The sequence below is a fragment of the Pseudomonas sp. NPDC096925 genome, from assembly GCF_044762545.1.
Lineage (GTDB): Bacteria > Pseudomonadota > Gammaproteobacteria > Pseudomonadales > Pseudomonadaceae > Aquipseudomonas.
In genome coordinates this window covers 1,080,441-1,094,441 of record NZ_JBIWEM010000001.1, presented here as the reverse complement: position 1 = coordinate 1,094,441, position 14,001 = coordinate 1,080,441, and the positions used below count along the sequence as shown (strand labels likewise).

The 14,001-nt window shown below is 63.2% G+C and carries 13 protein-coding genes; 5 read left to right on the top strand and 8 right to left on the bottom strand.

All coding sequences use genetic code 11. From position 1 onward, the window contains the following. The first annotated feature begins 6 nt into the window (after window positions 1–6). The 4 genes from ACIQYU_RS05250 to cobA all read left to right on the top strand — a co-directional run bounded on the left by ACIQYU_RS05250 (window position 7) and on the right by cobA (window position 4,468). The gene (locus ACIQYU_RS05250; RefSeq protein ID WP_207831753.1) at window positions 7–582 is read left to right on the top strand and encodes an ANTAR domain-containing response regulator; all 576 of its coding nucleotides are present in this window, start codon (window positions 7–9) and stop codon (window positions 580–582) included. A 226-nt stretch (window positions 583–808) separates the two neighbouring features. Continuing rightward, a complete protein-coding gene (locus ACIQYU_RS05245; protein ID WP_063913859.1) occupies window positions 809–2,020 on the top strand; it encodes a NarK/NasA family nitrate transporter in 1,212 nt (403 codons plus the stop codon). A gap of 9 nt (window positions 2,021–2,029) precedes the next feature. Then, the gene (locus ACIQYU_RS05240; protein WP_207831755.1) at window positions 2,030–3,700 is read left to right on the top strand and encodes a bifunctional protein-serine/threonine kinase/phosphatase; all 1,671 of its coding nucleotides are present in this window, start codon (window positions 2,030–2,032) and stop codon (window positions 3,698–3,700) included. A gap of 27 nt (window positions 3,701–3,727) precedes the next feature. Then, window positions 3,728–4,468, top strand: a complete 741-nt coding sequence (gene cobA / locus ACIQYU_RS05235; RefSeq protein ID WP_207831757.1) for a uroporphyrinogen-III C-methyltransferase — start codon at window positions 3,728–3,730, stop codon at window positions 4,466–4,468. Window positions 4,469–4,650: 182 nt separating this feature from the next. Here the strand turns inward: cobA and ACIQYU_RS05230 are convergent, their stop codons facing one another. From ACIQYU_RS05230 to ppsA, 8 genes are all read right to left on the bottom strand, one after another. After that, window positions 4,651–5,688, bottom strand: a complete 1,038-nt coding sequence (locus ACIQYU_RS05230) for an OmpA family protein (RefSeq protein WP_063913856.1) — start codon at window positions 5,686–5,688, stop codon at window positions 4,651–4,653. Window positions 5,689–5,799: 111 nt separating this feature from the next. After that, window positions 5,800–6,366 carry an RNA polymerase sigma factor SigX gene (gene sigX, locus ACIQYU_RS05225; protein WP_003248665.1) on the bottom strand — a complete coding sequence of 189 codons (567 nt, stop codon included), beginning with the start codon at window positions 6,364–6,366 and terminating at the stop codon, window positions 5,800–5,802. Window positions 6,367–6,478: 112 nt separating this feature from the next. Then, the gene (locus tag ACIQYU_RS05220) at window positions 6,479–7,303 is read right to left on the bottom strand and encodes a mechanosensitive ion channel family protein (protein WP_004376138.1); all 825 of its coding nucleotides are present in this window, start codon (window positions 7,301–7,303) and stop codon (window positions 6,479–6,481) included. 2 nt (window positions 7,304–7,305) lie between these two features. After that, complete coding sequence (locus tag ACIQYU_RS05215) at window positions 7,306–7,578, bottom strand: hypothetical protein (RefSeq protein ID WP_004376140.1); 273 nt, start codon at window positions 7,576–7,578, stop codon at window positions 7,306–7,308. A 122-nt stretch (window positions 7,579–7,700) separates the two neighbouring features. Continuing rightward, entirely contained in the window at window positions 7,701–8,696 is a 996-nt protein-coding gene (locus tag ACIQYU_RS05210) for a zinc transporter ZntB (RefSeq protein ID WP_207831759.1), read from the bottom strand. Between the two features lie 27 nt (window positions 8,697–8,723). Next, a complete protein-coding gene (gene rraA, locus ACIQYU_RS05205; protein ID WP_207831761.1) occupies window positions 8,724–9,215 on the bottom strand; it encodes a ribonuclease E activity regulator RraA in 492 nt (163 codons plus the stop codon). A gap of 219 nt (window positions 9,216–9,434) precedes the next feature. Further along, the gene (locus tag ACIQYU_RS05200; protein WP_402798442.1) at window positions 9,435–10,427 is read right to left on the bottom strand and encodes an alpha/beta fold hydrolase; all 993 of its coding nucleotides are present in this window, start codon (window positions 10,425–10,427) and stop codon (window positions 9,435–9,437) included. A 102-nt stretch (window positions 10,428–10,529) separates the two neighbouring features. Further along, window positions 10,530–12,905: a phosphoenolpyruvate synthase gene (ppsA, locus tag ACIQYU_RS05195; RefSeq protein WP_207831821.1), complete on the bottom strand. Its 2,376-nt coding sequence runs from the start codon at window positions 12,903–12,905 to the stop codon at window positions 10,530–10,532. 177 nt (window positions 12,906–13,082) lie between these two features. Here ppsA and ACIQYU_RS05190 point away from each other — a divergent pair, with 177 nt between their 5' ends. After that, window positions 13,083–13,901, top strand: coding sequence for a pyruvate, water dikinase regulatory protein (locus tag ACIQYU_RS05190; protein ID WP_063913850.1), 819 nt, complete (start codon window positions 13,083–13,085; stop codon window positions 13,899–13,901). Window positions 13,902–14,001: the final 100 nt, after the last annotated feature.

The window sequence follows — 14,001 nt, the reverse complement described above, 5'->3', positions numbered from 1 at the left end:
ACCACCATGTTGCGCATCCTGCTGATCGACGACACCCGGAGCAAACTCGGCCGCCTCAAGGCGGCATTGAGCGAGGCCGGCTTCGAGGTCATCGAAGCGCCAGACCTGACCATCGACCTGCCCGCCTGCGTCGAAACGGTGCGCCCGGACGTAGTGCTGATCGATACCGATTCACCAGACCGCGATGTGATGGAACAGGTGGTGCTGGTCAGCCGTGACCAGCCGCGGCCCATCGTGCTGTTCACCGACGAGCACGACCCGGGGGTGATGCGCCAGGCGATCCAGGCGGGGGTCAGCGCCTACATTGTCGAAGGCATCCATGCCGCGCGGCTGCAGCCGATCCTGGACGTGGCCATGGCGCGTTTCGAAAGTGACCAGGCGCTGAAGGCGCAGCTGCTTGCTCGCGACCAGCAACTGGCTGAGCGCAAGCGCATCGAGCAGGCCAAGGGTTTGCTGATGAAGATGAAGGACTGCAACGAAGAGCAGGCCTACACCCTGATGCGCCGCCAGGCCATGAGCCGGCAGCAGAAGCTGATCCAGGTGGCCGAGCAGATCATTGCCATGCACGAGATGCTGGGGTGACGGGACTGGCATGAGACTTTCACAGGCAACAAAAATGTCATGCCAGCCTCTGCCAACAGTTGCCCCATGTCTTGAGTTGGCCCATCTCTTGCTGAACAAATATCACCGGTAGCCAACGGCGGTTGCCCCACTTAATCCCCGACAAAGACGTCGCTCTCCCCTCCACCCCCGTGGAGCGGGTAGCGGCGTCTTTTTCGTTCCGCTGCATTGCCGAGTGAGGTGTTCGATGAGTACCAGCTTCTGGAAATCCGGGCATGTGCCCACGCTGTTCGCCGCGTTCCTGTACTTCGACCTCAGCTTCATGGTCTGGTACCTGCTTGGCCCACTGGCAGTGCAAATTGCCGCCGATCTGCAACTGAGCGCACAACAACGGGGCCTGATGGTGGCCACGCCGATCCTGGCCGGGGCGGTGCTGCGCTTCGCCATGGGTGTGCTGGTCGACCGCCTGTCGCCCAAGACCGCCGGGTTGATCGGCCAGGTGGTAGTCATCGTCGCCCTCGCCGCTGCCTGGCACCTGGGCGTGCACAGCTATGAACAAGCGCTGCTGCTGGGCGTGTTTCTCGGCTTTGCCGGCGCTTCGTTCGCCGTGTCACTGCCGCTGGCCTCGCAGTGGTACCCGCCACAGCACCAAGGCAAAGCCATGGGCATTGCCGGTGCCGGCAACTCCGGCACGGTGTTCGCCGCCCTGCTGGCCCCGGCGCTGGCCGCAGGCTTTGGCTGGAACAATGTGTTCGGCTTTGCGCTGATCCCGCTGTCGCTGGCCCTGGTGGTATTCGCCCTGCTGGCACGCAATGCTCCGCAGCGGCCCAAGCCAAAAGCCATGGCCGACTACCTCAAGGCCCTGGGCGACCGTGACAGCTGGTGGTTCATGTTCTTCTACAGCGTCACCTTCGGTGGCTTCATCGGCCTGGCCAGCGCCCTGCCCGGCTATTTCAGCGACCAATATGGCCTGAGCCCGGTCACCGCCGGCTACTACACCGCCGCCTGCGTGTTCGCCGGCAGCCTGATGCGCCCACTCGGCGGCGCCTTGGCCGACCGCTTCGGCGGCATCCGCACCCTGCTGGGCATGTACAGCGTGGCAGCCATCTGCATCGCGGCGGTCGGCTTCAACCTGCCCAGCGCAGCCGCCGCACTGGCGCTGTTCATCAGCGCCATGCTCGGCCTGGGCGCCGGCAATGGCGCGGTGTTCCAGCTGGTGCCGCAACGCTTCCGCCAGGAGATCGGGGTGATGACCGGGCTGATCGGCATGGCCGGCGGCATCGGAGGCTTCCTGCTGGCGGCCGGGCTTGGCACCATCAAGCAGCACACCGGCGACTACCAACTGGGGCTGTGGCTGTTCGCCAGCCTGGGCTTGCTGGCCTGGTTCGGCCTGCACGGCGTGAAACAGCGCTGGCGCACCACCTGGGGCTCGGCTGCGGTTACCGCGGCGCGGGTCTGAGGCACAGCCATGAGCCTGCAACTGAGCTTTGCCCAGGCCAGCGCCACCGGGCCACGCGAGGAAAACCAGGACGCCCTGCGCCTGGTTACCCCGGCGCCGGAGCTGGCCGCCAGCAAGGGCTACCTGTTCGCCCTCGCCGACGGCGTCAGCCAATGTGCCGATGGCGGCCTGGCAGCCCGGGCCAGCCTGCAGGCGCTGGCCCTGGACTACTACGCTACCCCCGCAACCTGGAGCGTGCCCCAGGCTCTCGACCGCCTGCTGCTGGCGCAGAACCGCTGGCTGCGTGCCCAAGGTAACGGCCAGCCATTGCTGACCACCCTCAGCGCGCTGGTGCTGCGTGGCCGGCGCTTTACCCTGGCACACGTAGGCGACTGCCGCGTGTATCGCTGGCACGCCGGGCGCCTGCAGTGCCTGAGTAAAGACCATGTGTGGGACCAGCCCGGCATGCAGCATGTGCTCAAGCGCGCGCTGGGCCTGGACCAGCAGCTGCTGGTGGATTATCTGGAAGGCGAGCTGCAGCCAGGCGAGCGTTTTCTGTTGCTGAGTGATGGCGTATGGGCCAGCCTGGGCGACCAGCACATCCAGGCGGTGCTGCGCGAGCAACCCGACCTGCAACTGGCCGTCGACACCCTGGTTGCCAGCGCGCACTTCAACGGCAGCCAGGACAACGCCAGCGCCTTGCTGGTGCAGGTCGAGCAACTGGGCACAGCCAACCTGGGTGACACCCTGGCGCAGTTGCAGCAATGGCCGGTGCCCGGCCCGCTGCGTGAGGGCCAGGCCATCGATGGCTGGCAAGCCGAAAAGCTGCTTTCGCACAGCCGCCAGTCACTGCTGTACCGGGTGCGCGATGGCCAGGGCCAAGCCTGGCTGCTGAAGACCCTGCCCGCCGCACGCGAGCAGGAGCCCGGCGCAGCACAAGGGCTGTTGCTGGAAGAGTGGTTCCTGCGCCGGGTCGCTGGCCGGCACTTCCCCGAACTGCACGCAGCCAGCCAGCGCCAGCACCTGTACTACGTGATGCGCGAATACCCCGGCCAGAGTCTGGCGGCGCTGCTGGCCGAACACGGCCCGCTGCCCATGCCGCAGTGGCTGGAGCTGGCCCGGCAACTGCTGCAGGCGGTCGGCGTACTGCACCGGCGCAACCTGCTGCACCGCGACATCAAGCCAGAGAACCTGCACCTGGGCAGCGATGGCCAGCTGCGCCTGCTGGACTTCGGCCTGGCTTACTGCCCGGGCCTGTCCGAAGACCCGCAGCATGAGTTGCCGGGCACACCGTCATACATTGCCCCGGAAGCGTTCGACGGCCTGCCGCCCAGTCCACGCCAGGACTTGTATGCCGTGGGCGTAACGCTCTATCACCTGCTGACCGGCCACTATCCGTACGGCGAGGTGGAGGCCTTCCAGCGGCCGCGCTTCGGTCAGCCGGTCAACGCCGCACGCTACCGCCCCGACCTGCCGGAGTGGCTGCAGCACAACCTGCAGCAGGCGCTGGCAGCCGACCCGGCGCAACGCTTCGAAACCGCCGAACACTGGTTGCTGCTGCTCGAACGTGGCGACCGCCAGGAACTGCCCAGCCGGCCACGGCCATTGCTGGAGCGCGAGCCGTTGAAGGTCTGGCGCACCCTGGCCCTGCTGTCCTTGCTGTTCAACCTGATATTGCTGCTCACCCTGCTCAAGGGCTGAACGCGCCTTGCCGATGAGGAAACCCTGATGAATGCAAAAGTCTGGCTGGTTGGTGCTGGCCCTGGTGACCCCGAACTGCTCACCCTCAAGGCTGTACGCGCCTTGCAGCAAGCCGCCGTGGTGATGATCGACGACCTGGTCAACCCGGCGGTGCTGGAGCATTGCCCGCAGGCCCGGGTGATTGCCGTGGGCAAGCGCGGCGGCTGCCGCTCTACGCCGCAGGCGTTCATCCAGCGCCTGATGCTGCGCCATGCGCGGCAAGGGCGCTGCGTGGTACGGCTCAAGGGCGGCGACCCGTGCATCTTCGGCCGTGGCGGTGAAGAGGCGCTGTGGCTGCAGGGACATGGCATCGAGGTGGAAGTGGTCAACGGCATCACCGCCGGCCTGGCCGGCGCCACGCAATGCGGGATTTCCCTGACCTCACGGGGTGTGAGCCGAGGCGTGACGCTGGTCACGGCACATACCCAGGACGACAGCGAGCTGAACTGGGCGGCCTTGGCCCAGGGCGGGACGACGCTGGTGGTGTACATGGGCGTGGCCAGGCTGGAGCAGGTACGCCAAGGGTTGCTGGACGGCGGCATGGCACCGGGGATGCCGGTGGCGATGATCGAGAATGCATCGTTGCCACAGCAGCGGGAGTGCAGGAGCGATGTGCGGGGGATGGTGGAGGATGCGCGGAGGTTTGGCTTGCGTAGCCCGGCGATATTGGTGATTGGGGAGGTGGTTGGGGAACAGGTGGTTCAGGAATTGGTGGCAATTGCAGGATGATACAGTGCCTGTAAAGGCCCCTTCGCGGGCTTGCCCGCTCCCACAGGTTCGTCGTATCCCGCAGGCTATGCGCAATCTCTGTGGGAGCGGGCAAGCCCGCGAAAGGGCCGACACACACCCCACAAATCCCAGGCAAAGAAAAACCCGGCCGAGGCCGGGTTTTTCATCAAGCTTCAAACCAATTACTTGGCCTGGGCTTCTACCTGAGCTTCAACGCGACGGTTGATAGCGCGGCCTTCTTCGGTGGCGTTGTCGGCAACCGGACGGGTTTCGCCGTAGCCAACCGAGTCAACACGGCTGGATTCTACGCCGTACTGCTGGGTCAGGACCTGCTTGACAGCGTTGGCACGACGCTCGGACAGCTTCTGGTTGTAAGCGTCTGGGCCGACGGAGTCAGTGTGACCTTCCACGGTGGTGGTGGTCTGTGGGTACTGCTTCATGAAGTCAGCCAGGTTCTTGATGTCGCCGTAGCTGTTTGGCTTGACGACCGACTTGTCGAAGTCGAACTTGACGTCCAGCTCAACGCGAACGACTTCGGCAACAGCCGGGCAGCCATCGGCGTCAACGGTAACGTTGGCCGGGGTGTCAGGGCACTTGTCGACGTTGTCGCAAACGCCGTCGTTGTCGGAGTCGGAGCACACTTCGGCAACTGGAGCCGGAGCGACTTCAGCTTGCTTCGGGCTACCGCCGAAGTTCAGACCAACACCAACGGTCGGACCCCACTCGGTGTTGCCGTTGTCGATGTTGTACATGGCTTCTACGCCGGCACGGGCGAAGAACATGTCGGTGATGTACCACTTGGCGCCAGCGCCAACGTTGGCGAAGGTGGAGTGGTCGCGGCCGCTACGAGTGGCCTGACCCAGGCTCTCGTGAGCGAAACCGGCGGAAACGTACGGACGCAGAGCGTCGCCCACGGTACCGAAGTGGTAGGTGGCGTCGAGCTTGGTCTTGGAACCTTTGATGTCTTTGTTGAAGACTTCACCACGAGCGTTGTGGGTCTCGTTGTAGCCGAGGTCCAGGGAAACGTCGTCGGTCAGGAAGTAGCCCAGGCGAACACCAGGATTGGTGCCGTCGTTCTTGAAGTTACGTTCGCTGTCGTAGTACTGCTTGGTAACGTTGCCTTCGATTTCTACAGCGCCTTGGCCTTGAGCCAGAACGCCGAAAGAAGTAGCAGCGACGAGCGAGCCAATGGCCAAGCCCAAGGTGTTTTTCAATTTCATCCGTTAAATCCCCATCTGGTGATAGTTAAGCAGTCCCACCACAAACAAGGGGGACAACTCGACGGCTAGTCTAGCAGAACTCGCCGGTTCGTTAGAGATATTTGCAGGCCACTAAGTTTCATCGAGGCCGGCAAATTTCTCCCGAAGCTTGTCTAGCGCGCGCTTGTAGCGCATTTTCGTGGCGCTCAGGCCCATGTGCATGATGTCGGCGATTTCCTGAAATTCCAGCTCTGCGACAAAACGCAGCACCAGGATTTCCCGGTCAATCGGGTTCACATGCACCAGCCATTTGTCCAGCCCGCCTTTTTCTTCCGGCTTCGGAGCCTTGTCTTCGGACGCCTCTTCCACAGGGTCCAGACTCAAGGCATCCATCAACCGACGTTTACGGCGCTCCTTGCGGTACTGGGTAATGCATTCGTTGTAGGTGATGCTGTAGAGCCAGGTCTTGAACTTGGACTTACCCTCGAAGTTCTTCAGCCCGTACAGCACTTTCAACATGACTTCCTGACAGACATCGTCCGCGTCACGGTCGTTCCCCAGATAACGCGCACAGACGTTGAACAGGGTCCGTTGGTAGCGCCGCATGAGCTCCTCATAGGCGCGGGTAACGTGGTACAGCTCCTCATGCGAACGCGCCACCAACTCTTCGTCGGTGAGCTCGCGGGGGTCATAACGCATGGGCGGCGAATGAACTTTATTCAAAACGGATCTGGCCGACAGTCAGGTCAATGTCGCCGCGCGACCCCGTGGGTCGATTTTCGCGGCGGCATACATTAACAGCTTTGTGCGGTTAGCGGCTATTGACTCGCTGTTCAAGCAGCTCGCGGTTGGACAGCGACACCAGTTCGCCATCATCGGTCAGCAGTGTCGTCTTCACCGTACCGATCTCCTCGATATGCCCTTCGACCTCTCCAATCCGCACCTGCTGGCCCACCTGGTACAGCTCGCGCACGTAGATGCCGGCCAGAATCTGCCCGGCGATTTCGCGGCTGCCAAGGCCCATTGCCAGTGCAACGGCCAGACCAACGGTAATCAGCCCGATCACGATCACATGGTTCAGCAGGTCGGTTTTCACCTCCAGCTGGCTGATGGCCACCGAGATACTGATGATGATCACCAGGCCCTGGGTGATACGCCCCAGGCCCGCCGAGTATTCCAGGCCGATGCCTTCGGCAGCGCCGCGCACCAGGCCGTTGGCCACCTGGGCCAGCAGCACGCCGGCCAGCAGCACCAGGGCTGCGCCGAACACCTTCGGCAGGTACAGGGCGAGCATGTCGAGGGTTGCCGAAACCCGCTCCAGGCCCAGCGATTCAGCGGCCGAGACCAGGAAGATGAGCAGCACGAACCAGTAGACGATCTTGCCGATCAGGGTCGAGATCGGTACCTGGATACCGACCCGGCCGAGCATCTTGGTCAGGCCGGTGCCGGCCATCAGGCGGTCCAGGCCGAACTTGGCCAGCAGTTTGGACAGCAGCGTGTCGAGCAGCTTGGCCACCACGAAACCGAGCAGCACCACGACCAGCGCGCCGAACAGGTTGGGGATGAAGTTCGCTACCTTGGTCCAAAGGGCAGTCATGGCGGTGACCAGGCTCTGGGTCCAGAGATCGAGTTCCATATTCAATCGGCCTTATCTGCTTTGCTGCCGTTGGCAGCGTTGCGGGAAGAGTGTCGACGCACCGGCGCCACATGCGCCGCGCCATTGTTCACGGCGATCAGCAGCGCCTGGCTCCAGCGGCCAAGCAGGCTGAACAGATCACCTGCGCCAACCTGGCGGTTGGCGGTTTTCAGCACGCGACCCAGGCAAGCGGCGTCGTCCCGGTCATCCCGGTCATTGCCGGAGGGTGACGCCTTGAGCAGGTCGCGCAGGGATTCTTCAAACGGATCGTGCATGGGCACCTCGCGCAGTGTCAGTCAGAGACGAGATGGCCGGGCGATGGGTCACACATCGCATTGGGACGAGTGTTTCAAAATGAATGCGTGCCCGCGAAGAGGCCAGAACAGGCAGAACATTTCTAGACCCACCGCAACCGCCGGAACAGCCACCACTGCCCCACCGCCAGCCCCAGCACGATGATGCAGGCAAACAGGAAGCCATAGGGGTTTTCCGCCCCCGGGATGCCCCCGACATTGATGCCCAGCAGCCCGGTGATGAAGCTCATGGGCAGGAAGATGCAGGTGATGATGCCGAAGCGGTACATGGTGCGGTTCATCCGCTCGCTGCGCCGGCGATCCTGGCTTTCCAGCACCAGTGCGGCCCGCTCGCGGGTCAGCTCCAGCTCTTCGAGGTAGCGGATCAGGCTATTGTTCAGCTCGTTCCAGTAATCGGCGTCGGCATCGACGAACCAGCTCCATTTGCTACGCGACAGCTGGGCGTAGATCTCCCGCTGAGGAGCAAGGAAACGCCGTAGACCGGCGGCACGCCGGCGGATCTGCTGCAGGCAGCCGTTCTCCGGAGTGTACCGTTCGTCGGATTCAACCTTTTCTTCCTCCAGGTCGACCAGTTCGGACAGGTCGCTTACCAGGCCCTGAACCTTTTCGGTCAGCAGTTCGCCCATCAGCAGCAACAGCTCGGAAGCCGATTTCGGGCCCCTGCCCTCTTCAAGCTGCTGGAGAATCTCGTCACTGGCGCGCAACGGCCGCAGGCGCAGCGAGATGACCCGCTGCGCCTCGGCGAAGATGCGCACCGAGACCATGTCCTCGGGCTCTGCACCCGGGTTGAGGTTGACCCCGCGCAGGAACAGCAACAGCTGCTCATCGGCCATGGGCAGCAGGCGCGGCCGGGTGTTTTCTTCCAGCAACAGCTCGCAGGCGAACGCACTCAGGCCGCTGTCGCGCAGCAGCCAGGTGCGGGTTTGCGGATGGCTGCGGTCCCAGTGCAGCCACAGGCTCTGCTCGGGTTGCAGTTGCAAGTCGTCCAGCTCGGTACGGGCAATCGAGCGCGCGCCGCCTTTGCCATCGAGCACCAGGGCGTGTACCAGCCCCCACTGCGCGTTGTCTTCCTCGAACATCAAAGCTCCATCAGCGCGGTCGGCGCATCACGCCGGCATTTTCAACGGGCTTGGCGAGACCAGCACGCCATTGTTGTCTGCATACACGTACTCGCCCGGGCGGAAGGTCACCCCGGCGAAGGTCACTGGCACGTTGAGCTCGCCGATGCCGCGCCTGTCGGTCTTCATCGGGTGGCTGGCCAGGGCCTGCACGCCGACGTTGGTCTGGATCAGCACGTCGACGTCACGCACGCAGCCATAGATCACCAGGCCTTCCCAGCCGTTTCTGGCAGCCTTTTCGGCAAGCATGTCACCGAGCAGTGCTCGACGCAGCGAGCCACCACCATCCACGACCAGGACCTTGCCCTTGCCATCGAGCTCGACCTGCTCCTTGACCCGCGAGTTGTCTTCGAAGCACTTGATGGTGACGATCTGGCCGCCGAACGAATCGCGGCCGCCGAAATTGCTGAACATCGGTTCCAGCACCTGCACCAGGTCAGGGTAGGCGTCACACAGGTCGGGCGTTACGTAATGCTGCATGGGAAGCTCCTGTCAGTCACAACGAAAGCGGGTATCGTCCAAGGCTACACCGTAGAGCCCATTGCAGTCATCCGGGACCAGGCAGTCAGTTGTGTTTTGCCTGTTTCGGCCCTTTCGCGGGCACGCCCGCTCCCACATGGACCTCACAGCATTTAGCCCCTGTGTGATCCCTGTGGGAGCGGGCGTGCCCGCGAAAGGGCCAGTACAGGCAACGCAAATTCAACCGGCGGGCACAGGCTCCACCATCACCGTGGACGCATGCACCGGCACCAGCGGATCCCGCAGCCAACGCTCCACCAACGGCCACACCTGCACCTGCGCGGCCTTGCTCACCAGCATGTCGACATGCCCGAAAGCCTCGAACCCTTCCTCGCGCCCCAGCCGCAGAAATTGCTTGCGCTCGCCGCCCAACTGCTCGAACAGCTTGCGGCAGGCCCACACCGGGTCCTGGAAATCCCCCGCGCCAGCCACGGCCAGCAGCGGCACATCCACCTCGGCCAGCCCCGCCCACCAGTCGCTCTGCTTGTCGCCAAAACGTCCGAACAGGCCATGCCAGCGCATGCTCTCCAGCGCCAGGCCAATCGGCTCGTCCTCCGGCCCACGCTTGAAGCGCGGCCCGGAAATCTGCCCCCAGCGCTTGAGCAGCAGCTTCGCCCCCCACGTCAGTGGCGGTACCTTCAACGGCCAGTACACGCGGCTGATCTGGGTACCGAACAGCGCCACGCTGGCCACCTGCTCGGCAGCCAGAAAGCCACCGCCCAGCGCTGCCACCAAGGTCGTACCCCCCAAGGAGTGGCCGACCCAGTGCGGCGCCTGCCCCGACTGCTCGCGCACGAAAGCCGCAATCAGCGGCAGGTCATCGCGGGCATAGGCAGCAACGCTGTTGTGCTTCCAGTCATGGTTGCGCGGCGACAGGCCATGGCCGCGCATTTCCGGGATCCACACATCGAAGCCCGCGCGAGCGAGATAGGCCCCCAGGCCAACCCCTTTGGGCGAATACCAGAAGCGGCGGTTGGAGAAGCTGCCGTGCAGGAGAACGACCGGCACGCCCTGGGCCTGGTCCTGATCGGCCAGCCCCAGACGGGTGACAGCCAGCTCGACGCTGGGGTCAGGGCTGTTGCCGGCCTTGATCCGGTACACGTCTTCGCTGAGGTCGCCGCGGCGTTCGGCACTGAGCAGGGCCACGGGGAATAGAGTGCTGCTGCTTTGCATAAGGTTGCTTGGTGCACAAAAAAGGGCGGGATCCATTGCTGGAGCTCGCCCTGGAAAAAACCAGGCGGGGGTGCGCCAGACGCACCCCCGCGTTTTACTGCATCAGACCGCGCCTTGGCCTTCAGCCAGGTAGAACCAGGTTTCAAGTACCGAGTCCGGGTTCAGCGACACGCTGTCGATGCCCTGCTCCATCAGCCACTTGGCCAGGTCCGGGTGGTCCGACGGGCCCTGGCCGCAGATACCGATGTACTTGCCAGCCTTGTTGCACGCGGCAATGGCGTTGGCCAGCAGCTTCTTCACCGCCGGGTTACGCTCGTCGAACAGGTGGGCGATGATGCCCGAGTCACGGTCCAGGCCCAGGGTCAGCTGGGTCAGGTCGTTGGAGCCGATCGAGAAGCCGTCGAAATATTCCAGGAACTCTTCGGCGAGGATGGCGTTGGACGGCAGCTCGCACATCATGATCACGCGCAGGCCGTTGTCGCCACGAGCCAGGCCGTTTTCGGCGAGCAGGTCGACGACCTGGCTGGCTTCGCCCAGGGTACGCACGAACGGCACCATGATCTCGACGTTGGTCAGGCCCATCTCGTTGCGCACGCGCTTCAGGGCACGGCACTCGAGCTCGAAGCAGTCACGGAACGATTCGCTGATGTAACGCGAAGCGCCACGGAAGCCCAGCATCGGGTTTTCTTCTTCCGGCTCGTACAGCTTGCCGCCGATCAGGTTGGCGTACTCGTTGGACTTGAAGTCCGACAGGCGCACGATGACCTTTTTCGGGTAGAAGGCCGCTGCCAGGGTGCTGATGCCCTCGACCAGCTTCTCGACATAGAAGCCGACCGGGTCGTTGTAGCCGGCAATACGCTTGTCGACGCTGTCTTTCAGGTCGGCTGGCAGGCCGGCGTAGTTCAACAGTGCCTTGGGGTGCACGCCGATCATGCGGTTGATGATGAACTCCAGGCGCGCCAGGCCGACACCGGCGTTGGGCAGCTGGGCGAAATCGAAGGCGCGGTCCGGGTTGCCGACGTTCATCATGATCTTGAACGGCAGGTCGGGCATGGCATCGACCGAGTTCTGCTTGACGTCGAAGCCCAGCTCGCCCTCGAAGATGAAGCCGGTGTCGCCTTCGGCACAGGACACGGTCACACCCTGGCCATCTTTCAGCACCTGGGTGGCGTTGCCGCAGCCGACCACGGCCGGAATACCCAGCTCACGGGCGATGATCGCCGCGTGGCAGGTACGCCCACCACGGTTGGTGACGATGGCGCTGGCGCGCTTCATCACCGGTTCCCAGTCCGGGTCGGTCATGTCGGAGACCAGCACGTCGCCAGGCTGGACCTTGTCCATTTCCGATACGTCGTTGATCACGCGGACCTTGCCGGCGCCGATGCGCTGGCCAATGGCACGGCCTTCGACCAGTACGGTGCCTTTCTCTTTCAGCAGATAGCGTTCCATGACGTTGGCGCTGGAGCGGCTCTTCACCGTCTCAGGGCGCGCCTGGACGATGTACAGCTTGCCGTCATCACCGTCCTTGGCCCATTCGATGTCCATCGGGCGTTGGTAGTGCTGCTCGATGATCATGGCCTGCTTGGCCAGCTCGCTGACCTCGGCATCGGTCAGGCAGAAGCGCGCGCGCTCGGCGCGGTCCACTTCGACGGTCTTGACCGAACGGCCGGCCTTGGCTTCTTCGCCGTAGACCATCTTGATCGCCTTGCTGCCCAGGTTGCGGCGCAGGATGGCCGGGCGGCCGGCCTGCAGGGTGTTCTTGTGCACGTAGAATTCGTCAGGGTTGACCGCACCCTGCACCACGGTTTCGCCCAGGCCGTAGGCACCGGTGATGAACACCACGTCGCGGAAGCCCGACTCGGTGTCGAGGGTGAACATGACACCGGCAGTGCCGGTTTCGGAACGGACCATGCGCTGCACGCCGGCGGACAGGGCCACCAGCTTGTGGTCGAAGCCCTGGTGCACGCGGTAGGCGATGGCACGGTCGTTGAACAGCGAGGCAAACACTTCCTTGGCCGCGCGGATCACGTTGTCGACGCCACGGATGTTGAGGAAGGTTTCCTGCTGGCCGGCGAACGAGGCGTCCGGCAGGTCTTCGGCGGTGGCCGAGGAACGCACGGCAACCGCCATGTTGTCGTTGCCGGCAGCCATTTCGGCGAAGGCCGTACGGATTTCCGAATCCAGACGTGCCGGGAAGTCGGCTTCCATGACCCACTGGCGAATCTGCGCGCCGGTCTTGGTCAGGGCGTTGATATCATCCACGTCGAGTGCGTCGAGTGCGGCATGGATACGGTCGTTGAGACCACTCTGTTCGAGAAAATCGCGGTACGCCTGCGCCGTAGTGGCAAAGCCGCCCGGCACCGATACACCAGCACCTGCGAGGTTGCTGATCATCTCGCCCAGGGATGCGTTCTTGCCCCCCACATGCTCCACATCATGGACGCCGAGCTTTTCGAGGGAAACTACGTACTCTACCAAGGTGATCTCTCCACTGACTGTATTGGAAAAGCTCAAGGGCGCCCGCCTGCCTTCGTTGACTTGGCCGGACGCTTGTGGCCTGTACCTGGAAAATAAGTGAGAATGCCGACAGCCGCATTCGGCAAACCGAACTTATCATATCCAAGAAACGTCATCAGCTTAAGGCCCAGATCGCAAATGAAACGAACCGCGTTCTTCATCTCCGACGGCACCGGCATCACCGCCGAAACCCTGGGCCAGAGTCTGCTCGCTCAATTCGAGAGCATTCCATTCAGTAAATTCACCCGTCCCTACATCGATTCGCCGGAAAAGGCGCGGACCATGGTCCAGCAAATCAACGCTGCGGCCGAGCGTGATGGTGTACGCCCGATCATCTTCGACACCATCGTCAATCAGGACATCCGTGAGATCCTGGCTACTTCGAATGGCTTCATGATCGACATCTTTTCTTCGTTTTTGTCCCCGCTGGAACAGGAATTGACCGCCCATTCGTCGTATTCGGTCGGCAAGTCGCACTCCATTGGCGGCAATTCCAACTACATGGAACGCATCGAGGCGGTGAATTTCGCCCTCGACAACGACGATGGCGCGCGCACCCACTATTACGACAAGGCCGACCTGATCCTGGTCGGTGTATCGCGCTGCGGCAAGACCCCCACCTGCCTGTACATGGCCATGCAATTCGGCATCCGCGCCGCCAACTACCCGCTGACCGAGGACGACATGGAGCGCCTGCAGCTGCCGGCGGTGCTGAAAAAGCACCACAACAAGCTGTTCGGCCTGACCATCGACCCTGACCGCCTCACCGCCATCCGCCACGAACGCAAGCCCAACAGCCGCTATTCCAGCTTTGCCCAGTGCGAGTTCGAAGTGCGCGAGGTGGAAAGCCTGTTCCGCCGGGAGAACATTCCCAACATCAATTCCACGCATTTTTCGGTGGAAGAGATTTCGGCGAAGATCCTGGTGGAGAAAGGGGTGGAGCGCAGGTTCAAGTAAGCCTGTACCGGCCTCTTCGCGGGCACGCCCGCTCCCACGGGGACCTCACTACACTCAAGCCTTGTGATGCTCCTGTGGGAGCGGGTTTACCCGCGAAAGG